This is a genomic window from Caballeronia sp. AZ1_KS37 (assembly GCF_023631165.1).
GTDB classification, from domain to species: domain Bacteria; phylum Pseudomonadota; class Gammaproteobacteria; order Burkholderiales; family Burkholderiaceae; genus Caballeronia; species Caballeronia zhejiangensis.
Map to the genome: position 1 here is coordinate 83,273 of NZ_JALQDP010000034.1, position 21,918 is coordinate 105,190.

The window sequence follows — 21,918 nt, forward strand, 5'->3', positions numbered from 1 at the left end:
TGACCAAGCTCGTTCAAGTTCAGGTGTATCTGCGAGCGCGCTAACGACATCTGCGTTTTTCTTGCAAGAGCGCTTGGCTTGGGCGTTATCCATATAAGATCTGCAAAGGATGGCAATCGTGCGTCGCGCGGACGCATTACATTGCTCATTCCATTCGCCGCTTGCAGAAATCCATGGGAGGAGTTATGGCCACATTGGCACAGTTGGAAAGCCAGATTCAGAAATTGCAGCGTCGCGCGGATGTATTGCGGGAAAGAAAGTCGATCGAGGTCATCGCCAAAATTCGGGCAATGATGGACGAGTTCGGCTTGACCATTGCCGATCTCGCCAAGGCCGGTTCAGGCACGCGAAAAACACGCGGCCGTCCTGCGGGTTCTGGCCAATCGGCCGTTTCCAGAAAAGGAGCGACCAAGTCCAAGTTGCCGCCGAAATATCGCGACCCGGAATCGGGCGCCACCTGGAGCGGACATGCTCGTCCGCCCGCCTGGATCAAGGATGCGCCTGACCGCAGCGTGTATCTGATCAATGGTGCTGCCAGCAAGAACGGCGCGCGCAAAAGAAAGAGTGCACGCAACGCCGCTGCCTAAAGGTAAGGGAAGGCTTAGGCGAGCAAGGGACTGCGCACGCGGGAAAAACCGCTTGCCCGATCATAAGCAAGCCCGATCTGCAATACGCCAAGATCGCCTTGCGTCGGTCCAATGATTTGCAATCCGGCCGGCAAGCCGCCGGCACCCAGTCCGGCTGGCGCGCTTAGCGCGGGCAGCGATGCCATCGTCGCCGGAACGACGGTCTCCATCCAACGATGATAGGTATCCATCTCGCGGCCGTCGATAACATGCGGCCAGTCCAAGTCCGCATCAAACGGAAAGACCTGCGCCGAAGGCAACACGAGATAGTCGAAACGATCGAATAGCGCATTGATTGCCTGATACCAGGCCGTCCGATCGCGAATTGCACGGGACGCATCTTCTCCCGATAACTTCAGACCTCGTTCAATCTCCCATACCGCTTCCGGTTTGAGCAACTTTCTCTTGGCGGCGTCGCGATAAAGCGGCGCATTGGTGCCGGAGAAGGTAAGGCTGCGCAAATCGATCCAGGCTTTCCATAGACAGTCGAGATCAAAGTCGATATCGGCAGCCTCCACGATGCAGCCCGCCGTTTCGAAGTGACGCAGCGCCGATAAATACGTCTCCATCAAACCCGCTTCCATCGGCAGATGTCCGTTCAGGTCGCCGAGCCAGCCAATACGCGTGCCGCGCACATCGCGCTCGAGCGCGTTCGCGAAGTCAGCGGGCTTGTCGTTTCTGCGTGAAAGAGGCGCGCGAACGTCGAAGCCGGCCTGTACCGACAACAATAGTCCCAGATCGGGAATGGTTCGCGCGATCGGCCCGGCGACGCTGAATTGCTGGAAGAAGACGTCGTCGCTTGGCGCATACGGCACGCATCCTGGCGTCGTGCGAAAGCCGAAGACGTTATTGAATGCAGCGGGCGTGCGCAGTGAGCCCATCATGTCGGTGCCGTCCGCGAAGGGCAGCATGTGCAACGCGACGGAAACCGCCGCGCCGCCGCTGCTTCCGCCCCCCGAACGCGATTGGTCGAAGGCGTTGCGCGTGGTCCCGTACACCGGGTTATAGGTATGTCCGCCCAAGCCGAATTCCGGCGAATTAGTGCGGCCAATGAATATTGCGCCCGCGTTGCGCATGCGCTCGAAGATGACGGCGTCCATCTTCGAAAGTTCGCCTGCATAGAGAGGAGAGCCTTTCGTCGTGACCATTCCCGCGACGGGAAGGATATCTTTGGGCGCTTGTGGAAAGCCATGCAGAGGTCCAAGGCTCTCTCCGCGGGATAGCTGTGCATCGCGCTCGGCGGCGAGAGAGCGTAGTGCATCGCGATCCTGCATCGCAACGATCGCATTCACGACAGGATTGAAGCGATCGATTTGCGCGAGATAGGCGTTCATCACTTCGACGCACGAGACGTCGCGCGCATGAATTGCTCGAGTCAGCGCGATAGCTTCGAGCGAAACAATATCCTTATCGGGCGTTGAGACGGACTTTGCGTCGAGTGCGGTCATGGCTATGTCGTGAATGGCAGACGGATTCAGCAATGAAACTCGGGAAGAACATGTGCGGCGACTTCTTCGATGATATCGCGCGCGGCTCGTCGTTCCGATGTGATGTTGAGCGTCACATGATGCGTTCCGTTCTCGCGCATCTCGCGCAAGAGCGCAACGAGCGCGCGACGTCCCGTGCGATAGCCGAGCGATATGTCGACAGCGGGTTCGTTCGCATCTTCGCTGAGATCGAGCCGCATTGCGACGCCGAATGCACGAAAAGCGCCGGACGCCGCGCGATCGACCGCAGCACGCCACATGCTATATCGCCCGCGCTGAGCTTGCGGCTCGCGATGATAAGTCATCCAGCCAAGCGAATGACGCGCAATCCAGTCGACGCTCTGACCGCCCGAACCGACGGCGAGCATTGGAATGGAAGTGTTATGGCGAGGCAAAAGATAGAAGTCGGGCGCGCCTCCAGGTGCATGATCGGGGATCACGCGAGAGGGCACGGTGACGGCAGCGGCGAGCGTTTCCCAATGTTGCCTGTACAGATCGCGCCGTGTATCCGGATCGCGGCCGAACGCGGCGTATTCCGGTGGACGATCGCCTGAACCGACGCCCAGTATGAAGCGTTGCCGAGACAGGGCGTCGACGGAGATTGCGCCTTTGGCGACATGAAGGCGATGTCTGAGCGTCAGCACGATTGCGCCGCTGATGAGCGCAATGCGTTCCGTGTTCGATGCCAGCGCGCCGAGCAGCACCCAAGGGTCGAGATGTCCGACCGGATCGGGATACTCGATACTATTGAGCGGCACGTCGCGGACCCAGAGCGCACGAAAGCCGAGCCGGTCGGCCAGCCGCGCCAGCGATAGCTGTTCGCTGTAGTCGACGACGCTCTCGTTATCGCGCGTGATCGGCAGCGTGATGCCGATAGAGAGCTTGTCTTGCGCGAAAACCGAGTTCGCGATCGAAGACGACATTGGAGTGTTTTCGCTAGCGTTCATGACACGCGTTGCGTCGAGGAAAGGGTCCGACGCTGATGGTATCACTGCCTTGATAAACGATGCCCGGCGCGATAAAGCACCAGGCATCGTTGAAACGCGAGTCTTTAAGCAGCGGGCACTACGCTGCGCCGAGTGACGATCGATACGACATACGTGACGATGACATTCACGACGAGTGCAATCAGGCCGATATAGACCGGCCACGAAGCATCACCGAGATGGACGACATAAACCGGCTTGAGGCCTTGCGAGATCGCGAGACCGGTGCCCAGCACGATACCGAACAGCCAACCCAGAAATAGGCCGGGCGTGGTCAATCGGCGCGTATAGAGCGTGAACACGATGGCCGGGAATATCTGCAGAATCCATACGCCGCCGAGCAACTGCAGGTCGATCGCATACTGTGTCGGCAGGAACACGATGAATAGCAACGCGCCGAATTTCACGACGAGCGATACGAGCTTCGCCGTCGATGCTTCAGCCGTGGATGACATGTCAGGCGATACGAGTGGACGCCACAAGTTACGGGTGAACAGATTCGCTGCGCCGATCGACATTATCGCCGCCGGCACGAGTGCGCTGATCGCGATAGCCGCAGCCGCGAAGCCCACGAACCACGAGGGAAACAGCGTGCCGAACAACGCCGGCACGACATCCGATGCCGACTTCACATGCACGCCCGCCGCGATCGCCATATAGCCCAGCAGCGCGATCAAGCCCAGAAGCAGCGTATAGGCTGGCAGGAAGATGGCGTTCTTGCGCACCGTCATCGCGGATGAAGACGAGAGCACGGCCGTCATCGTATGCGGATACATGAATGCGGCGAGCGCGGAGCCGAGCGCGAGCGATGCATAGGCCGTGAATTGTCCCGGCTTGAGAATGATGCCCGTCGGGCCACCTTTCGCCTTGAAGTATTGATCGGCCGAATCGAATACATGCGCGTAACCGCCCAGCTTCAAAGGAATCAGCCATACCGCCGCGATCACGACGATATAGATCATGATGTCCTTCACGAAGGCGATCATCGCGGGGGCGCGCAGGCCGCTCGTATAGGTATAAAGCGCAAGAATCACGAATGCGATGATGAGCGGCAGTTCGCCCGTCACGCCGAGGCCCTTGATGACAACTTGCATGCCGACGAGCTGAAGCGCGATATAGGGCATCGTTGCGACGATGCCCGTGATCGCCACCGCAGCAGGAAACCATTTGCCGCCGTATTCGCCCTGCACGTAATCTGCGCCCGTGATGTGATTTTTCGCATGGGCGATCTTCCACAGCTTGGGCATCACTGCAAACACGAACGGATAGACGATGATCGTATAGGGCAGTGCAAAGAAGCCATACGCGCCGACCGAATACACAAGTGCCGGCACGGCAATCACGGTATAGGCCGTATAGAAATCGCCGCCGACGAGAAACCATGAAATCAATACGCCGAACTGGCGGCCGCCGAGGCCCCATTCGTGAAGCTGTGTGAGATCGCCTCGCTTCCAGCGCGCGGCGAAGAAGCCGACGACGGTCACGAGCACGAAGAACGCGATGAAGATGGTCATCGCGACCGGATCGACTGGCGTGAGATCGTTCATTTCAGGCCCCTGTGCACGATGTAAAGCAGGAGCGAAGTGAGCGGCACCCACAAGAACTGATACCAATAGAAAAACGGAAAGCCCGCGAAGGACGGCCGTGTGTCGTTATAGAACGGCAGCCAAAGCAGTGCGACGTAGGGTATCAAAAGCGCAACCCAAAGCCATGGGCCACGGGGCGCATCGTTATCGGATTCCAAAGCTATTCTCCTCGTGAATCGGCGCTGATAAGAACTTGCCGGCGCGCGGCCTCCGCGAATGTTCTGCCGATGCGAGTGAGCGCCGCGCCGCGAACGGCTGCGCATTATCCAACTAATTCGCTTTTATTGCCGGACGCCTAAGAGATGGAAAGGGCTTGTGCCAATCGATGCTTACGCAAGGCTTTCCGCGTCTGCCGAATTCGACGAATCGCCGATAGCTTTGGTCATTTCATGCCTTCAAAAAGCGCGATCTATGCTTACGAAGTTATGACGCGCGGAGAACTCGCTCGCATGCCGGCGAGCATCGCGCGCTTGCCGCCGAAGCCTGCAAGCTTGCGATATTCGAATCCGCTTTCGATGAGTGCGCGTTTGACAATGCCCGCGCTGGTGAACGTGGCGAAGGTTGCGTCGTCTTTTGCCATGCGCGCCAGCGAAGCGAATACGGCGGGCGTCCACATGTCCGGATTCTTGGCTGGCGCAAAGCCATCGAGATAGATGGCGTCCGCTGCAACGCCATGATCGGCCAGGCGTGGCAAGAAGTCGGCGGCGTCGCCATAGCCAAGCGTCAACCTGACCGCGCCGGCAACGAACGTTCGCCGATGCACGCCGCCTTCGAGCAGAGGCAATGCGCGAATGAGCGCGTCGGCCACGGCGCGATAGCGGCATCGTCGATGATCGCCGCGTGCGCCGCGCGTAGATCGTCTGCGCGGAATGGATGCTTTTCTATCGATACGTATTCGAGCGTCGGCGGCCGATGTGCATCGTCGAGCCACGCGGCCCACGTCGCAAGGAAATTGATGCCCATGCCGAAGCCGGTCTCGAGCACCGTGAAGCCATGCTTGCCGCGCCAGCGCGCGGGCAAGTCATTGCCATCGAGAAAGACATGGCGCGCCTGAGCCAGCGCGCCCGCCGCGCTGTGATATATGTCGTCGTGACGCGGCGAATACGGGGATCCGTCACGGAACACGAGCGATGCCGGAATCAGCGGCGCTTCCATCGTTCAGGCATCGGGCGACGATTGATCGAGCGTGATGCCCAGTTCGCCTGCCATTTGCTGAACCATTGCGCGCAATTGCGTGACTTCATGAGCAAGGCGCTTTTGCTCGGACTTCAACGCTTCGAATTCGGAAAGGGAATAAGATTCGCCGCCTTGAGTTTCGCGCGAAGGCATATCGCTCAAGCTTACTTCGCCGCAAAGCAGATGCATCCAGCGGCTTTCGCGCTCGCCCGGTGTGCGCGGCAGCTTCACAACACGCGGCGGATCATTCGCGGCGAGTTCATCCAGAAAGCTCTCGACCGATGATATATCCGCGAACGAATGCAGCCGCGCACTGTTCGCGCGCAACTCCGCCGCGGTTTGCGGGCCCCGCAGGAATAGCGTGGCAAGTAGGGCGACTGACTGACTCGGCACGCCGAGCACGCGGTTCACGTTATGTTCGAAGCGCGGCACACGGCTGCTGCTGCCTTCGATGACGAGACTCAGGCGTTTAAGGCCATCGATCGTCGTCAGCACTTCGTCCTCGCTTACGCTCATCACCGGGGCGCGTGCGGTCTTCTGATTGCATCCCGCGGTTAGGGAATTCAACGAAAGAGGATAGGTGTCAGGCACGGTATGCTGTTTCTCGACGAGCACGCCGAGCACGCGGGCTTCAAGCGGCGTGAGTTCGCGCAGTGCGGGACGGGGTGTGGCTTCAGAGGGCGTGTTCATAAGCGTGATTGACGTGCAGTAAGACGCCTATCATACCGGCGCCGCAGGAAGCTTCTGTCATTCACGCACCTCGATGCAGCATGAAGTTCATCCAGCGCACGTGCATTGTCCGGCAGCGATGCGCTGTTTTGGTGCAAAAGATCGCGACGGCGTATTCGTAGCGTGCTTTATATAAGGAGGCGAACCGCATTAATCATTGGCATCGAAGTTGCTTTTTCTGCATCGGCACTGGGCTGCCCGCGCAATCGATGCTTCACACAGCAATGGTGTGACGGATAAGTGAGCATCGCGCTTCGAGGTCGCCTATCGACGTACCATGCGGTCGGGTACGTCGCGTCTTTCGGGCTCTTCAAGCGTTTGCGAGTGCAACCAGGAATACGAGCGAAGGGGAATCGACGCCCCGGCATGCACTTCATTTGGAAGACCGGCTATGACGCAAGCATTCTTCAACGAGATGTTCGAGCGCAGCGATCTGGAGGCGCGCGGGTTGCCGGCGGTGGCATTTCGCGGCGTGGGTGATCCACGCTCGCATTACCGCGATTTCATGGCCTGGCTTTCCGCTCAAAGCGAGCAGCAGATCGATCTCAAACGCGCCGAAGCGGATCTCAACTTCAGGCGTGTCGGCATAACCTTCGCGGTCTACGGAACGAGCGATCTGCCCGGCATCATTCCGGAGCGCACGATTCCATTCGATGTCATTCCGCGCATCTTCCCCGCCGATGAATGGCGCGCGTTGGAGCGCGGCCTGCGGCAGCGCGTGAACGCGCTCAACCGCTTCATCCACGATATCTATCATCAGCAGGACATCATTCGCGCGGGCATCATTCCCGAGGCGCAGATACTCGGCAACGCTCAATATCGTCCCGAGATGCGTGGCGTCGATGTTGCGCGCGATATTTACGCGCACATCGCGGGCATCGATATCGTGCGAGCCGGGCAGGGTGAGTTTTATGTGCTCGAAGATAACTTGCGCGTGCCATCGGGCGTTTCGTACATGCTCGAGAACCGCAAGATGATGATGCGGCTATTTCCCGATCTATTCGCGCGCAATCGCGTGGCGCCGGTGGCGCACTATCCGGACTTGCTGCTCGATACCTTGCGCGCGGCCGCGCCCGCGGCAGTCGAAAATCCGACCATCGTCGTGATGACACCGGGGATGTATAACTCGGCTTATTTCGAGCACGCGTTTCTGGCGCAGCAGATGGGTGTCGAACTCGTCGAAGGGCAGGATCTCTTTGTCGAGAACGATTATCTGTATATGCGTACGACACAAGGGCCGCAGCGCGTCGACGTGATCTATCGCCGCATCGACGATGACTTTCTCGACCCGCTCGTGTTCCGGCCGGATTCCGCGCTCGGCGTGCCCGGTTTGATCGGTGCATACCGCGCGGGTAACGTCTCGTTATGCAACGCGGTGGGGACGGGCATCGCGGACGATAAATCGATCTATCCGTATGTGCCGGACATGGTGCGCTTTTATCTCGGCGAAGAGCCGATTCTCAACAATGTGCCGACGTGGATGTGCCGCAAGCCGGATGATCTGAAGTATGTGCTCGACCATCTTCCCGAACTCGTCGTAAAGGAGACGCATGGCGCGGGCGGTTACGGCATGCTGGTCGGCCCGGCTTCGACCGCGGCGCAGATTGCAGAGTTTCGTGCTGTGCTCGAAGCGCATCCGGAGAAGTACATCGCGCAGCCGACGCTCGCACTTTCCACCTGTCCGACATATGTGGAGACAGGAATCGCGCCGCGTCACATCGATCTGCGTCCGTTCGTGCTATCGGGCACTGAAGTGCGAATGGTGCCGGGAGGCCTGACGCGGGTTGCATTGCGGGAAGGTTCGCTCGTCGTGAATTCATCGCAAGGCGGTGGCACAAAAGATACGTGGGTACTCGAGCGCTGAGGTCAGTCATAAATAAAGCGCTGCGTCACCAAAGACAACGACAAACAACCGGGATCACCCATGCTGAGCCGTACCGCGGATCATCTCTTCTGGATGGCGCGCTATACCGAACGCGCCGAAAACACCGCCCGGATGCTCGATGCGAACTATCAGCTCTCGCTTTTGCCGCAGTCCGATGAGTATGCGGAACTGGGATGGCGCGCGATGTTGTCGATATCGGAATTGAGTGGAATTTATTCAGCCGCGCATCACGGCATGAAAAGCCGCGACGTGATCGACTTCATGGCGCGCGATCTGTCGAATCCTTCGTCCATCGTCAGTTGTTTGCGTGCTGCACGCGAAAATGCGCGGGCCGTGCGCAGTTCGACCAACAGCGAGTTATGGGAATCGCTCAACACGACGTGGCTCGACTGTCAGCGCATGCTTGCCGACGGCATTCTCGAGCGCGAACCCTATACGTTCTTCGAATGGGTGAAGTTCCGCTCGCATCTTTCGCGCGGCGTGCAGCTCGGCACGCTCGTAAAGGACGATGCGTTCTATTTCATGCGTCTCGGCACTTTCATCGAACGGGCGGACAATACAGCGCGCATTCTCGACGTCAAGTTTGAAATGATGGAACAGCGCGCGGATACTTCCGCACAGCCGTTCGATTATCACCATTGGGTGGCGGTGCTCGGGTCGGTATCGGGTTTTGAGGTGTATCGCCGCGTTTATCGCGATGTCATTACGCCCGAACGCGTGGCGGGGCTGCTGATTCTTTATGGCGACTGGCCGCGTTCCCTTGCAGCGAGCATCGCAGAAGTGGAGCAGTTGATCGGCCACGTGACGAAAGGGCGGGATACGGAAGCGGCGAGGCTCGCCGCGCAATTGAGTTCGGAACTGAAGAACGGGCGCATCGTCGACATCCTGAAAGGCGGATTACACGCTTATCTCGTGGATTTCCTCGCGCGCGTGAACGATCTCGCAGGCCGTGTGAGCCGCGACTTTCTGTTGCCGATCGCGCCGGAACCGCCGATGCAATCGCAAACGCAGTCGCAGTCGCAAAGCAAAGGCTGAGCGCGTGCGTTCAGCGTTTGGCCGCCGCCGCGACGACACGATGCACGAAGCGGAGCTTGTCGATGACAGGCGGCGCGAGCGTGAACGGATAGCCGTCGGGCATGCCGAGACTGCGATTCAGGCTATTCAGGACATAAGTGAGTGGAAACCAGCGTTTCATGAGGTTATCAAACGTGGTTTCGTCGACGGGCGTCTGATCGGTAAGCGTCGGCTCGTGCGGACTATCGGGCACGAGCACGAGGCCGCACGATACGGCGGTATCGAGCGTGTCGACGATATGCAGATAATGCGCCCAGGTCTCCGCCCAGTCTTCCCACGGATGCATCGTGGCGTAGGCACTGATGAAGTTGTCTTCCCATTGAGCGGGCGGACCTTCCTGGTAATGGCGGTCGAGTGCGGCGGCGTAGTCGGCTTGTTCGTCGCCGAATGCAGTGCGAAACGGTGCGATGCGAGCGGTGTCCGCGATCAGGCGATCAAAGAAGTAGTGCCCGGATTCATGACGGAAATGACCGAGCAAGGTGCGATACGGCTCGTGAAGCGCAGAGCGCGTTTTCTCGCGATGAGCATCGTCAGCTTCAGCGATGTTGAGCGTGATGATGCCGTTGTTATGGCCCGTCATTACGCCATGGCCTTGCGCATCCGCTTCGAGAAACTGGAATTCGAGGCCGCGCTCGGGATCTTCCTGACGCGACTTCACGGGCAGGCCCAACTCGGAAAACGTGTACAGCAGGCGGCGCTTCGCGGCTTCGATGCGATACCAGTAGACGCGGTTTTCCGGATTCGAGAGGTTGGGAATGGTGCTCGTCAATTGGCACGAGCAGCACAGCGGGTCGGCCGGATCGACGTCGGGCGCAGGAACGACCCAGTTGCAGACATTTTCGACCACGTAGTTATGGCACGGCCGATAGAGGAGATCTTTGGCGAGCGGATGCAGGCTGCGCCAGCGACCGTCCCCGTTTTCTTCGAAGGCGCTGATCTGACTGATCTCGGGCACATAGCCGAGCCGCGCGCCGCAGTTTTCGCAATGCGTGTTCTCGAAGAACACGAGCTGGTTGCAGCGATTGCAGTGAAAGGTCTTCATCGTGTGGTCGGCGGAAGTGTTATTGCGCGAGGTTCAGTGTGCGCGCTATCGGCGAAGCAGTCGCAAACATCGTGCCGTAGTCAGAACGTTTTTTCCATGACAAGCAGAAAAACGCGTTGCAGCGCGGCTTGCGTGCGCGGCGTCAATTGAGCAAAGGAGTCCGGTGTGTCCATTCGTGTCGCGTTGAACCATGTCACGCACTATCGCTATGACCGGCTCGTCGGTCTTTCGCCGCAAGTCGTGCGCTTGCGGCCTGCGCCCCATTGCCGGACGCCGATCGTGTCGTATTCGATGCGTGTCGAGCCAGAGGATCATTTCATCAACTGGCAGCAGGACGCGTTCGCGAACTATCAGGCGCGACTGGTTTTCCCCGAGAAAACGCGCGAATTCAAGGTAACGGTCGATCTCGTTGCGGAAATGGCCGTCTATAACCCGTTCGACTTTTTTCTCGAACCGGCCGCCGAAAAGTTTCCATTCAGCTATGCGCCAGAATTGCTGCATGATCTCGCGCCTTACATGGTCAAGCGTGAGCCGACTCCGCGCTTTGCCGCATTTGTCGAAAGTATCGATCGCTCCCCGCGCGCGACGATCGATTTTCTCGTCGAATTGAATCAAAGGCTATCCCACGAGATTCGCTATCTGATCCGCATGGAGCCGGGCGTGCAGACGCCCGAGGAAACGCTTGAAAGCGCGGCGGGTTCGTGCCGGGATTCGGGCTGGCTGCTCGTGGAAACGCTGCGTCATCTCGGGCTGGCGGCGCGTTTCGTGTCGGGCTATCTGTTGCAGCTCGCACCGGATACCAAATCGCTCGATGGCCCGAGCGGCACCGAAGTGGACTTCACCGACCTGCACGCGTGGTGCGAAGTGTTCCTGCCTGGAGCGGGCTGGATAGGCTTCGATCCTACTTCCGGCCTGCTCGCCGGCGAAGGACATATTCCGGTCGCGTGCACGCCGGAGCCGGACAGTGCGGCACCGGTCTCTGGCGCGATTGACAAATGCGAAGTCGAATTCGTTCATGCGATGTCGATCGAGCGCGTGCTCGAAACGCCGCGCGTGACGAAGCCTTATAGCGAGGAAGACTGGAACGCGGTGCTGCGTATGGGCGAGCAGGTGGATGCGCGATTGAATGCATCCGATGTGCGTCTCACCATGGGTGGCGAGCCGACTTATGTTTCGGTTCGCGATCGCGATGAACCGGAATGGAACACCGATGCGCTGGGCCCGACGAAGCGCGCCTACGCCGTTTCGCTGATGGACAAGCTGCGCGCGCAGTACGGCGCAAGCGGCTTCCTGCACATCGGACAGGGCAAGTGGTATCCGGGCGAGCAATTGCCGCGCTGGGCGCTGTCGCTTTTCTGGCGCGCGGATGGCGAACCGTGCTGGCACGATCCGTCGCTTTTTGCGGACGAACGTCAACCGGCGTCGTACACATCGGATGACGCCGCGCGCTTCATTCGTCATCTCGCTGGCAAGTTGTCTTTGGATTCAAAATACATTCAACCCGCGTACGAGGATACGTGGTACTACCTGTGGCGCGAACGCCGCTTGCCGGTGAACGTCGATCCTTTCGACTCGCGTCTGGACGACGAACTCGAGCGCGCCCGGCTGCGGCGTGTGTTCGATGCAGGACTTCCGTCGATTACGGGCTACGCGCTGCCGATTTCGCGCGAAGACGCCCCCACGATGCAGCCGGGCCGCTGGACCAGCGGTCCGTGGTTCTTCCGCGACGAGCGCATGTACCTGATTCCGGGCGATTCGCCGATGGGCTACCGTTTGCCGCTCGACTCGCTGCCGTGGGTTTCGGAAGGCGATTATCCGTGGCAGCACGCGCACGATCCGTTCGCGCCGTCGACGCCATTGCGCACCGCGACTGAATTACGCATGCAATATGCGGATTTGGATAATGAATCGCGCATGCAAAATGCCGATGCGGTCGGAACGCGGCATGCAATGGCAACGGGTCCGTCGCGGGAGCGCGTCCCGCAACGCGGCGAGTCGGCTGGCTGGATCGCGCGGACCGCTGTGTGCGTGGAAGCGCGTGACCCCGCGCGCGCGGCCGGTCCGAAAGCGGAAGCCGACGCCCTCGAAAAGCTCGGCAACGGCAACAAGCTGATGCATGTCTTCATGCCGCCGCTCACCGAACTCGACGACTATCTCGATCTGCTTGCGGCCATCGAAGCCACGGCTTCCGATCTGAAGATTCCGGTCATTGTCGAAGGCTATCCGCCGCCGCGCGATGCGCGTCTCAAGATGCTCCAGGTGACGCCGGATCCGGGCGTGATCGAGGTGAACATTCATCCGGCTGCGAACTGGAACGATCTTGTCGAACACACGGAGTTCTTGTACAACGCGGCGCACGAGTCGTATTTAAGCCCCGAGAAATTCATGCTCGATGGCCGGCACACCGGCACCGGCGGCGGCAATCACTTCGTGCTTGGCGGTGCGACACCCGCCGACAGTCCATTCCTTCGTCGCCCCGATCTGCTTGCGAGCCTGATCGCGTACTGGCATAACCATCCATCGCTGTCGATGCTGTTTTCAGGGCTTTTTATCGGTCCGACGAGTCAGGCGCCGCGCGTCGACGAAGCACGCAACGATCAGGTCTATGAACTCGAGATCGCGTTCGCCGAACTGCAAAGACAACTCGATATGCTCGGCGGACGCGGCAATGCCACTGTGCCGCCGTGGCTTATCGACCGCATTTTGCGCAACATCCTGATCGACGTAACGGGCAACACGCACCGCGCGGAGTTTTGCATCGACAAGCTGTATTCGCCCGACGGACCCACTGGCCGGCTCGGCCTGCTCGAACTGCGCGGCTTCGAAATGCCGCCGCACGCGCGCATGAGTCTCGTGCAACAACTGTTGTTGCGCGCGCTCGTTGCACGATTTTGGAACGCGCCCTATACCGCGCGACTCACGCGCTGGGGCACCGAACTGCATGACCGGTTCATGCTCGGCACTTTCGTGCAGTTGGATTTCGACGACGTGCTCAGCGAGTTGCGCGAAGCGGGCTTCGCATTCGAGCGAAGCTGGTTCGCGCCGCATTTCGAGTTCCGCTTCCCACTCGTCGGCGCATACGATACGAACGGCATCGCGCTCACGATCCGCAATGCACTCGAACCGTGGCACGTCATGGGCGAAGAGGGCGCGATCGGCGGCACGGTGCGTTTCGTCGATTCATCCGTCGAACGTCTCGAAGTGCGCGTGCTCGGCCTGAATGGCAATCGGCATGTCGTAACTGTCAATGGCGAGACGCTGCCGCTGCAACCTACAGGGCGCGTAAGCGAATACGTGGCCGGCGTGCGCTTTCGCGCGTGGTCGCAAGCCGCATCCCTGCATCCGACCATCGACGTACATGCGCCGCTTACCTTCGATATCGTCGATACATGGACCGGACGCGCGATCGGCGGATGTCAGTACCACGTCGCGCATCCGGGCGGACGCAACTATCAAACCTTCCCGGTCAACGCCTATGAAGCCGAAAGCCGCAGGCGCGCACGCTTCTTCGCGACAGGACACACGCCCGGTGCGATGCGTGTCGAAGCCCGCGAACGCAGCCTCGAATTCCCGTTCACGCTCGACCTGCGCTATCGTTGAAGTGCAATCATCATTCGAATAAAGAACAGAGACGACATTGGCCTATCAATCGACCTTGCCTTTCGACATCGCCTCGGCCCGCATCGATGCGCTCGCGCTGCTGCGCACGCTGCCCGCGCGCGAAGGGCATTGGGACGAATTGCGCGACGCGGCAGGCCAGTTGCGTGAGCCCTGGCGTCAGTTTTTCGAATTGCTCGGCGAGCAGGGCGTCGAGCGGCTCGACGATGGCGTCGCCGCCGTCGCGCAGCAGGTGCGCGACAACGACATCACGTACAACGTGTATGCCGATAACGGCAAGCCGCGTGCGTGGTCGCTCGATCTCCTGCCGCTCATCATCGATGAAGAAGAGTGGGCGCTGATCGAGCGCGGCGTTGCGCAACGCGCGCGCTTGATGGAAGCGATCGTCGCGGATGTCTATGGTCCGCAGACATTGCTGCATCGCGGCCTGCTGCCGGGCGCGCTCGTCTTCGGGCATCCCGGCTACTTGCGCGCGGTGAAGGGTTTCATGCCGCCGTGCGGCCGCTTTCTGCAGATCGTCGCTGTCGATCTCGCGCGCGCGCCATCCGGCTCGTGGACGGTCATCGCGCATCGCACCGAAGTGCCTTCCGGTTTGGGTTATGCGCTCGAAAACAGATTGATCGTCTCGAGCCTCTTCGCCGATCCCTTTCGCGCGATGCATGTGAGCCGTCTCGCGGCGACCTATTCGCAACTCATCGCGACGATCGCGCAAGCGGCTCGCGCGACGATGAACGATGACGACGACGGCCGCAGCGATGCATCGAACGATGCGCCGCATATCGCGTTGCTGAGTCCCGGCCCATTCAGCGAGACTTACTTCGAGCATGTGTTTCTCGCGCGATATCTGGGCGTGACGCTCGTCGAAGGCAAGGACCTCACGGTGCGGCACGACAAGCTCTATCTGAAGACGCTTGCCGGCCTGTCGCGCGTGCACGCAGTGATACGGCGTCTTGACGATGCATTCTGCGATCCCGTCGAATTGCGCGCGGACTCCACCATCGGCGTGCCCGGCTTGCTGCAGGTCATGCGTGCGGGCAATGTGATGGTGTCGAACGTGCCGGGCGCGGGCTTCACGGAATCCCCCGCGCTCAACGCGTTTTTGCCGGGCATTGCGCAAGCCTTGCTGGATGAAACCCTGGAATTGCCGACGGTGCCGACATGGTGGTGCGGCGAAGAAGCCGCGCGGTCCGAAGTATTCGAGCGCCTCGATCACGCGCTCATCGCGCCGACATGGCCTGGCGCGCAGGCCGATCACGCACCGGGCATCGATGCGGGCGTGCAGGCGCTTTCGGCATGGCGCGAACGCATCGAACGCGCGCCGGATGTCTTCACGGTGCAGGAGAATCTGCCGTTCTCCACGGCGCCGCGCTTTCATGATGGCGCGCTCGGCTCGCGTCCATGCGTGCTGCGCGCCTATGCGATCGCCAACATCGACGGAAGCTGGAGCGTGATGCCAGGCGGCTTCACGCGGCTCGCGGCCGACAAGCGCGCGACCGTGTCGATGCAGTTCGGCGGCAGCAGCGTCGATACATGGGTGATGTCGAGCCAGCCCAGCAGCGCCGTGTCGTTGCAACCGACGCCGATGAAGCCGGGCGAGCTGCGCAAGCATCGCATCGTGTCGAGCCGAGCCGCGGAGAATCTTTTCTGGGCGGGTCGTTATGGCGAGCGCGCGGAAAACAACGTGCGCTTGTGCCGCCTTCTGCTCGGCATGCTCGATGGCAACGATGCTGAAGAGCTCTTTCCGACGCTCACTGAACTCGCATCGCAATGCGGACTCATCCCATCGGGCGAAACGCTCGCGCGCAGCACGCCGCAAGCGTTCGAACGTGTGCTCGTCGCGGGCTTGCCGGAATCGAGCAAAGCGACGAGCATCGGCGACAATCTCGCGGATCAGGCGCGCGCATGTGGCGAAATTCGCGACCGGCTTTCGACGGACCACTGGCGCACGATCCTCGCATCGCGCAACGACTTTCGTGATGCGCTCGCGCGTCTCTCGCCGAGCGATAAGGCAGATGAAGGCACGGTTCGCATCGGCCGCGATTACGATCGCGTGATGCTTGCAGGCGCGCTCGAACATCTTGCGACGCAATTGTCCGCAATCAGCGGCGCGCAAGGCGATCGCATGACGCGTGATGAAGCATGGCGGCTGCTCTTCATCGGAAGACATATCGAACGCGTATCGACGATGGCTACGATCCTGCATGTCGTCGCCGAGCGGGGCACGCTCGCGTCGCCCGCGGGCTTCGATCTTCTCTTGCAACTCTTCGACAGCACGCTCACGTATCGCTCGCTTTATCCGGGAAGACTCGAAGTGCCGGCGTTGATCGATCTCATCGTCATCGATCAAACCAATCCGCGCGGACTCTATGGGGTGTACTCGCGCTTGCGTACGAAGCTCGATGAGATCGCTGCCGCAGCCGGTGGCGCACGCCGCGCACAAGCGACACGTTTCGCTGATCTTCTCGTTCACGCCGATGCGTTGCCCGATCTCACCGCGCTCTGCGAAACGCGGGCCGATGGCCGTCACGATGCGCTGATCGCGGTATGCGACCGGCTCGTTGCGTCGGTCAGCGCGGCATCGAACGAAGTCAGCGCGCGCTACTTCAGTCACGCGAATACGCTTGCCGCACAGGTGTCGTCATGAGCCTTGGCCTGAACGATACCGTGCTCGCGGTCACGCATCGGACCACCTATCGATACTCGACGCCCGTCGAAATCGCGCAGCACCTGGCGACGATCCGTCCGCTGCATTGCCCCTGGCAGCAGGTTATCTCGCATACCGAGCGCATCGATCCGGTACCGTCTTATGTGCATAGCCGCGTCGATGCATTCGGCAATGACGTGTTGTACTTCTCGCTCGATGCGCCGCACGAACGGCTTTCGATGACGAGCGAAACCACGGTCCGGCTTACGCCGCGCTGGGATGCGCTCGATGCCGAAGCGACGCCGCCTTGGGAAGATGTCGCGGATCGCTTGCGCTACAGCGCGAGTGGTTCGTTCTATCCGGAAAGCGAATTCTGTTATGCGTCGCCCAATATCTCGCTCGATCATGCATTGCGCGCGTATGCGCAAGCGAGCTTCGATAAGGGCACGCCGCTCGTCGCGGGCGCCATCGATCTGATGCATCGCATTCATGCGGACTTCGACTACAAACCGTCTGCGACTGCGTTCGATACGCCCGCATCGCGTGCGTTCGAATTGCGTCATGGCGTGTGTCAGGACTTCTCGCAAGTGATGATCGGCTGCCTGCGTGCGCTTGGATTGCCTGCTCGTTATGTGAGCGGCTATCTGCGCAACGATCCGCCGCCGGGGCACCCGAGGTTGATCGGCGCCGATGCTTCGCATGCGTGGGTGTCGGTGCATTGTCCGCAAAGCGGATGGATCGACCTCGATCCGACCAATGATGTGCTCGCGGACCTCGACCATGTGACGCTCGCGACGGGGCGCGATTACAGCGATGTGTCGTTGCTGCGCGGGATGATTCTCGGCGGAGGCGCGCACCATGTGGATGTGGCGGTGAATGTGCTGGCGTTATAAGGTGCATGTCCATGCAAAGAAAGCACGCGATCCCATACTGCGTTAATGTTTAGGGCTTTCGTCGCCATGCGCAGGCTTTAGCGCATGCCTTTCGCTTTGCAAGGAGATTCGCACGATGGAATACGTGAAACTGGGCTCGACCGGTCTCGAGGTGTCGCGGCTCTGTCTTGGTTGCATGACCTACGGCGCGCCCGATCGTGGCACGCATCCCTGGACGCTCGATGAGGAAAAGAGCCGTCCGCTCATCAAGGAAGCATTGGACGCGGGCATCAATTTCTTCGACACTGCCAATACTTACTCGGACGGCACGTCGGAGGAAATCGTCGGACGTGCGCTGCGCGATTTCACGAAGCGCGACGACATCGTCATCGCGACGAAGGTATTCAATCGCATGCGTCCCGGTCCGAATGGCGCGGGGCTCTCGCGCAAGGCGATCTTCAACGAAATCGATAACAGCCTGAAGCGGCTCGGGACCGATTACGTCGATCTCTATCAGATTCATCGATGGGATTACACGACGCCGATTGAGGAAACGCTCGAAGCACTACATGATGTCGTGAAGGCGGGCAAGGCGCGTTATATCGGCGCATCGTCGATGTATGCGTGGCAGTTCAGCAAAGCGCTCTATACCTCTCGCGCGAACGGATGGACCGAGTTCAGAACGATGCAGAATCATTTGAATCTGCTGTATCGCGAGGAAGAACGCGAGATGATGCCGCTTTGCAGAGATCAGGGCATCGGCGTGTTGCCCTGGAGTCCGCTTGCGCGCGGCCGTCTCACGCGCGAATGGGACGCGACGAGCGCGCGTCAGGAATCGGATACCTTCGGCAGCACGCTGTATCGCACCGACGATGCCGATCGCGCGGTCGTCGAAGCCGTGGCTGCAGTCGCGAAGGCGCGCGGCGTGCCGCGTGCGCAAGTGGCGCTCGCGTGGGTTGCGCAGAAGGCGCCAGTGAGCGCGCCGATCATCGGTGCATCGAAACCGGGACATGTGAGCGATGCGGTCGCGGCCTTATCGCTGAATCTCACGGCGGACGAGATCGCGCAACTCGAAGCACCGTATGTGCCGCATGCCGTGTCCGGTTTCAAATGACGCGAATCATAACTGCGATTCGATCGGCAAGATCCCGAGCATCCAGATCCCTGCGCGTTTGAGCGCAGACACGTCCGGCTCGCTATCGAGTTCGGTCGTGTTGCCGTTTGCGTCGGTGTCGATCCAAACCATGCGTTTGCCGCCGTTGCCGTCATCGTGCAATTCGACGCGCCACGCAATGTGATCGATGTTCGTGCCGATGCCGTCAGCCACATACTCGGCCGCATCCGCGCTTTCGCAATAGACGCCGATTTCCGTGTTCAACTCAACGGAACGCGGATCGAGATTCATCGAGCCGATGAAGATGCGCTTGCGATCAAACACATATGTCTTCGCATGGAGCGACGCCTTCGACGATCCGAATGTCGTTTTCTTCGCGGTCTTGTCGGCGTCGCTCGATGCAACGGGCTTCAGCTCATATAGCCTCACGCCGGCTTCGAGCATATCCTTTCGATAGCGCTGATAGCCCGCATGCACCGCGGCGACATCGGTGGCGGCGAGAGAATTCGTGAGCACGGTGACACGCACGCCACGCGATGTCATCGATTGCAGCCATCGCACGCCTTCCTTGCGCGGGACGAAGTATGGCGACACGATCAGCATTTCCCGCGCGGGTTCGAAATCCAACGCCTTGAATTGCGACATCAGATGGCCTTCGCTGTCGCCGGGCGCGCGCGTGATCTTTGCGGGATCGTCATACAGAAGCGTGGCCTTGCCCCACGAAAAAGCCGTGTCGTGCGCCTCGATAACTTTGGTGTAACGCTCGCGAACTTGCGCGACATAGGGCGAACTCTGTTCCGACAACAAATACGTGTCGAGCTTCTGGCGATAACCGGCGAGCGCGCCGGGGTCGGCGTGACGTCGCATCAGGTTATCGATCGGATAGGCTGCATCCGAGTTCCAGTACAGGTCGAATGCGCTCGATACGTCGCGCACGACGGGGCCATGCACGAGCACATCGAGATCGCCGAACGCGACCGTGCTCGACGCGCCGAAGTATTCGTCGCCGATATTCCGTCCGCCGAGAATCGCGGCCTGGTTATCGGCGATGAGCGCCTTGTTATGCATCCGCCGATTCACGCGAAAGAACTCGATCGCGGAGCCTAGCTTCTTGAACGTGCGATTCGATACGGGATTGAAAAGCCGCACCTGCACGTTCGGATGCGAAGCGAGCGCGAGCAGGAACTGATCGTCCGCATTGGTGCCGAGGTCGTCGAGCAGGAGGCGCACGCGCACGCCGCGATCGGCGGCGCGCATGATCGATGCGGCCATTTCGCGGCCAGTCAGATCGTCGTGCCAGATGTAGTACTGGAGGTCGAGCGTGCGCTCCGCGGCTTCACTCAGAATCACGCGCGCGATGAGCGCGTCCATGCCGTTCGCTAGCAAATGAAACGCATTGTCGCCGGGATGCGCCGCTTCGCTCGCTGCGAAGGTCGTGCCGAGGCGCGTGTTCGCGGTGTCGGCCAGTGCATGCGTTTGCACGCGTCCCGTCTGCGGCGGAAGGCTCGCGCATGCGCTCATCAACAGTGTCAAAGCAAGGGCGATCCAGGTACGAAGTTTCATTGCGTGACCTCAATTACGGAGTCCGTACTATGCCATGTTCTTTTCCTTCCGCGAATTTTCGTTCAAACGCGCGCGCACGAAGCTGACATGCTCGCGCAGCACATAGAGTGCATCGGCGTAGGCGAGCGGCAGCTTGAGCGTATCGAGCGATTCCTCGATGTAATCGAGTTCGATGACGAGCGCCCGCCGTTCGTCTTCGCTGGTGACGCGCATCGCGCCGCGTTCCACCGCGATCAGCGCCCCGTAATAGCGATAGATGCGCGAGCGCACGCGCCAGCGATACAGCGCGGGCACGAGCCGCAGCGCAGGAAAGATGAGCACGGCGACCGGGAGCAACAGCACAAGGGCGCGGTCCGCGATATTCGCGAGCCAGAACGGCAGCGTGCGATAGAGGAAGCTCTTGCCCGAGCGGTAATAGCGGCTCGCGTCTTCGCTGATCGGATACTCATGCGCGACGGGACTCGGAAATTGCCCCGCGCGTTGCAGCAGACCGGCAGAGCCGTGCACTTCCTGCGCGGCTTCGATGAGCAAGTCCGATAGCGCCGGATGCAGGCTTGGCCGCGCGACGAGTTCGACCGTGGGGCTGATCAGATGCACGGTCTCCGGCGGGATGCGGCGGCCGAGATCGAGCACACCGGGCGGCAATTCGATATCGTCGAGATAGGGAAAAAGACGCGTATAGGCGCCCGATTCCTTGAAGTCCATCACCGAGATGCCGGGCACGCGCAAGAGGCGCAACATCAGGCCGCGCGTTGCGGAATCGCCGGAGAGAAACACTGCGTCGGCCTCGTTGCTGACGAGTTGCGTCGCGGCTTGCAGGCCGTCGCTCGGAAGAAGCTGCGTGTCGCCGCCAGGATAGATGCCGTTCGCTTCCAGCAGCTTGAGCGACAGCGTGCGCGTGCCGCTGCCTTCGCGGCCTATCGCGATGCGCTTGCCTTCCAGTTGCGAGAGGAGGGTGAGACCCTTGCCTCGATAGAACACGACAAGCGGCACATACGACACGCTGCCGAGCGACATCAGTTGCGATGCCTGTTCCTTCGTCGCGATCCCGCCTTGCACGAGCGCGAGGTCGACGTGCTGCTTCGGATCGAGCAAGCGTTCGAGATTTTGCACGGAGCCATCCGAAGGCAGCACGTTCAGCGTGATGCCGTTACGCGCGAGCAGTTTCGCGTATTCCTGTGAGATGACGTAGAACGAGCTGTCGGGTTGACCCGCGCTCATCGTGATGGTTTTGGGCGGCGCCGGATCGACGAGCCAGTAGACGAGCGCGACGACGATCGCAATGACCAGCAAGACAGGACCGGCCGTCCATGTGATGTCATGCAGGACGCCTTTCGCATGATCGCGAGGCAGATGCGGGCGTTTCATGCGATGCCTCGTCATGAGCGTGCGTTCGTGACTGCTTGCGTGACTGGAAAGACATCGAGCATGTCGTGCCTGTGTCGGAAGCGGCGTTGCTTCGCAGTGTAACGCGCGGCGCGGTCAAAACGACAAGGCCGGCTCGCATGCGGCCGGC

Annotated in this window: 15 protein-coding genes and 1 pseudogene; 7 read left to right on the plus strand and 9 right to left on the minus strand. The window is 60.4% G+C overall.

The window, feature by feature from the left end:
- The first annotated feature begins 185 nt into the window (after positions 1–185).
- Complete coding sequence (locus NCS00_RS20990) at positions 186–587, plus strand: H-NS histone family protein (protein ID WP_250440886.1); 402 nt, start codon at positions 186–188, stop codon at positions 585–587.
- A gap of 14 nt (positions 588–601) precedes the next feature.
- Here the strand turns inward: NCS00_RS20990 and NCS00_RS20995 are convergent, their stop codons facing one another.
- From NCS00_RS20995 to NCS00_RS21020, 6 genes and pseudogenes are all read right to left on the minus strand, one after another.
- On the minus strand, positions 602–2,074 hold the full coding sequence (locus tag NCS00_RS20995) for an amidase (RefSeq protein WP_250441072.1): 1,473 nt from the start codon (positions 2,072–2,074) through the stop codon (positions 602–604).
- A 26-nt stretch (positions 2,075–2,100) separates the two neighbouring features.
- On the minus strand, positions 2,101–3,036 hold the full coding sequence (locus NCS00_RS21000; RefSeq protein WP_250440887.1) for an LLM class oxidoreductase: 936 nt from the start codon (positions 3,034–3,036) through the stop codon (positions 2,101–2,103).
- A gap of 128 nt (positions 3,037–3,164) precedes the next feature.
- A complete protein-coding gene (gene mctP / locus NCS00_RS21005) occupies positions 3,165–4,646 on the minus strand; it encodes a monocarboxylate uptake permease MctP (RefSeq protein WP_250436404.1) in 1,482 nt (493 codons plus the stop codon).
- Positions 4,643–4,843, minus strand: coding sequence for a DUF3311 domain-containing protein (locus NCS00_RS21010; RefSeq protein WP_309780095.1), 201 nt, complete (start codon positions 4,841–4,843; stop codon positions 4,643–4,645). The genes mctP and NCS00_RS21010 overlap by 4 nt, the downstream gene beginning before the upstream one ends.
- 269 nt (positions 4,844–5,112) lie before the next feature.
- Positions 5,113–5,840, minus strand: a pseudogene (mnmC2, locus tag NCS00_RS21015) (tRNA (5-methylaminomethyl-2-thiouridine)(34)-methyltransferase MnmC2); the annotation flags it as partial.
- Between the two features lie 3 nt (positions 5,841–5,843).
- Positions 5,844–6,551, minus strand: coding sequence for a YceH family protein (locus NCS00_RS21020; RefSeq protein ID WP_033536182.1), 708 nt, complete (start codon positions 6,549–6,551; stop codon positions 5,844–5,846).
- A 430-nt stretch (positions 6,552–6,981) separates the two neighbouring features.
- Between NCS00_RS21020 and NCS00_RS21025 the strand changes: the two genes are divergently transcribed.
- Together NCS00_RS21025 and NCS00_RS21030 are read left to right on the plus strand one after the other, a co-directional pair.
- The gene (locus NCS00_RS21025) at positions 6,982–8,454 is read left to right on the plus strand and encodes a circularly permuted type 2 ATP-grasp protein (protein ID WP_250440888.1); all 1,473 of its coding nucleotides are present in this window, start codon (positions 6,982–6,984) and stop codon (positions 8,452–8,454) included.
- Positions 8,455–8,514: 60 nt separating this feature from the next.
- Positions 8,515–9,510: an alpha-E domain-containing protein gene (locus NCS00_RS21030; protein ID WP_250436408.1), complete on the plus strand. Its 996-nt coding sequence runs from the start codon at positions 8,515–8,517 to the stop codon at positions 9,508–9,510.
- A 10-nt stretch (positions 9,511–9,520) separates the two neighbouring features.
- Here the strand turns inward: NCS00_RS21030 and NCS00_RS21035 are convergent, their stop codons facing one another.
- Positions 9,521–10,591, minus strand: a complete 1,071-nt coding sequence (locus tag NCS00_RS21035) for a zinc-binding metallopeptidase family protein (RefSeq protein ID WP_250440889.1) — start codon at positions 10,589–10,591, stop codon at positions 9,521–9,523.
- Between the two features lie 165 nt (positions 10,592–10,756).
- Here NCS00_RS21035 and NCS00_RS21040 point away from each other — a divergent pair, with 165 nt between their 5' ends.
- The 4 genes from NCS00_RS21040 to NCS00_RS21055 all read left to right on the plus strand — a co-directional run bounded on the left by NCS00_RS21040 (position 10,757) and on the right by NCS00_RS21055 (position 18,839).
- Positions 10,757–14,191 (plus strand): transglutaminase family protein, encoded by a 3,435-nt coding sequence (locus NCS00_RS21040; protein ID WP_250440890.1) that lies wholly within the window; start codon positions 10,757–10,759, stop codon positions 14,189–14,191.
- 37 nt (positions 14,192–14,228) lie between these two features.
- On the plus strand, positions 14,229–16,853 hold the full coding sequence (locus NCS00_RS21045) for a circularly permuted type 2 ATP-grasp protein (RefSeq protein ID WP_250440891.1): 2,625 nt from the start codon (positions 14,229–14,231) through the stop codon (positions 16,851–16,853).
- Positions 16,850–17,746 carry a transglutaminase family protein gene (locus NCS00_RS21050; protein ID WP_008347810.1) on the plus strand — a complete coding sequence of 299 codons (897 nt, stop codon included), beginning with the start codon at positions 16,850–16,852 and terminating at the stop codon, positions 17,744–17,746. The genes NCS00_RS21045 and NCS00_RS21050 overlap by 4 nt, the downstream gene beginning before the upstream one ends.
- 115 nt (positions 17,747–17,861) lie before the next feature.
- Positions 17,862–18,839 carry an aldo/keto reductase gene (locus tag NCS00_RS21055; protein ID WP_008347811.1) on the plus strand — a complete coding sequence of 326 codons (978 nt, stop codon included), beginning with the start codon at positions 17,862–17,864 and terminating at the stop codon, positions 18,837–18,839.
- A gap of 6 nt (positions 18,840–18,845) precedes the next feature.
- On the opposite strand, the gene NCS00_RS21060 is transcribed toward NCS00_RS21055, so the two are convergent.
- Positions 18,846–20,402 carry a phospholipase D family protein gene (locus NCS00_RS21060; protein ID WP_250440892.1) on the minus strand — a complete coding sequence of 519 codons (1,557 nt, stop codon included), beginning with the start codon at positions 20,400–20,402 and terminating at the stop codon, positions 18,846–18,848.
- Between the two features lie 27 nt (positions 20,403–20,429).
- A complete protein-coding gene (locus tag NCS00_RS21065; protein ID WP_502801593.1) occupies positions 20,430–21,770 on the minus strand; it encodes a TAXI family TRAP transporter solute-binding subunit in 1,341 nt (446 codons plus the stop codon).
- Positions 21,771–21,918 lie beyond the last annotated feature (148 nt).

Coding starts and splice junctions, on each gene's coding strand:
- NCS00_RS21060 (WP_250440892.1), bottom strand. CDS start 20,402: ATGAAACTTCGTACCTGGATCGCCCTTGCTTTGACACTGTTGATGAGC.
- NCS00_RS21035 (WP_250440889.1), bottom strand. CDS start 10,591: ATGAAGACCTTTCACTGCAATCGCTGCAACCAGCTCGTGTTCTTCGAG.
- NCS00_RS21025 (WP_250440888.1), top strand. CDS start 6,982: ATGACGCAAGCATTCTTCAACGAGATGTTCGAGCGCAGCGATCTGGAG.
- NCS00_RS21030 (WP_250436408.1), top strand. CDS start 8,515: ATGCTGAGCCGTACCGCGGATCATCTCTTCTGGATGGCGCGCTATACC.
- NCS00_RS21055 (WP_008347811.1), top strand. CDS start 17,862: ATGGAATACGTGAAACTGGGCTCGACCGGTCTCGAGGTGTCGCGGCTC.
- NCS00_RS21050 (WP_008347810.1), top strand. CDS start 16,850: ATGAGCCTTGGCCTGAACGATACCGTGCTCGCGGTCACGCATCGGACC.
- NCS00_RS20995 (WP_250441072.1), bottom strand. CDS start 2,074: ATGACCGCACTCGACGCAAAGTCCGTCTCAACGCCCGATAAGGATATT.
- NCS00_RS21020 (WP_033536182.1), bottom strand. CDS start 6,551: ATGAACACGCCCTCTGAAGCCACACCCCGTCCCGCACTGCGCGAACTC.
- NCS00_RS20990 (WP_250440886.1), top strand. CDS start 186: ATGGCCACATTGGCACAGTTGGAAAGCCAGATTCAGAAATTGCAGCGT.
- mctP (WP_250436404.1), bottom strand. CDS start 4,646: ATGAACGATCTCACGCCAGTCGATCCGGTCGCGATGACCATCTTCATC.
- NCS00_RS21065 (WP_502801593.1), bottom strand. CDS start 21,770: ATGAAACGCCCGCATCTGCCTCGCGATCATGCGAAAGGCGTCCTGCAT.
- NCS00_RS21000 (WP_250440887.1), bottom strand. CDS start 3,036: ATGTCGTCTTCGATCGCGAACTCGGTTTTCGCGCAAGACAAGCTCTCT.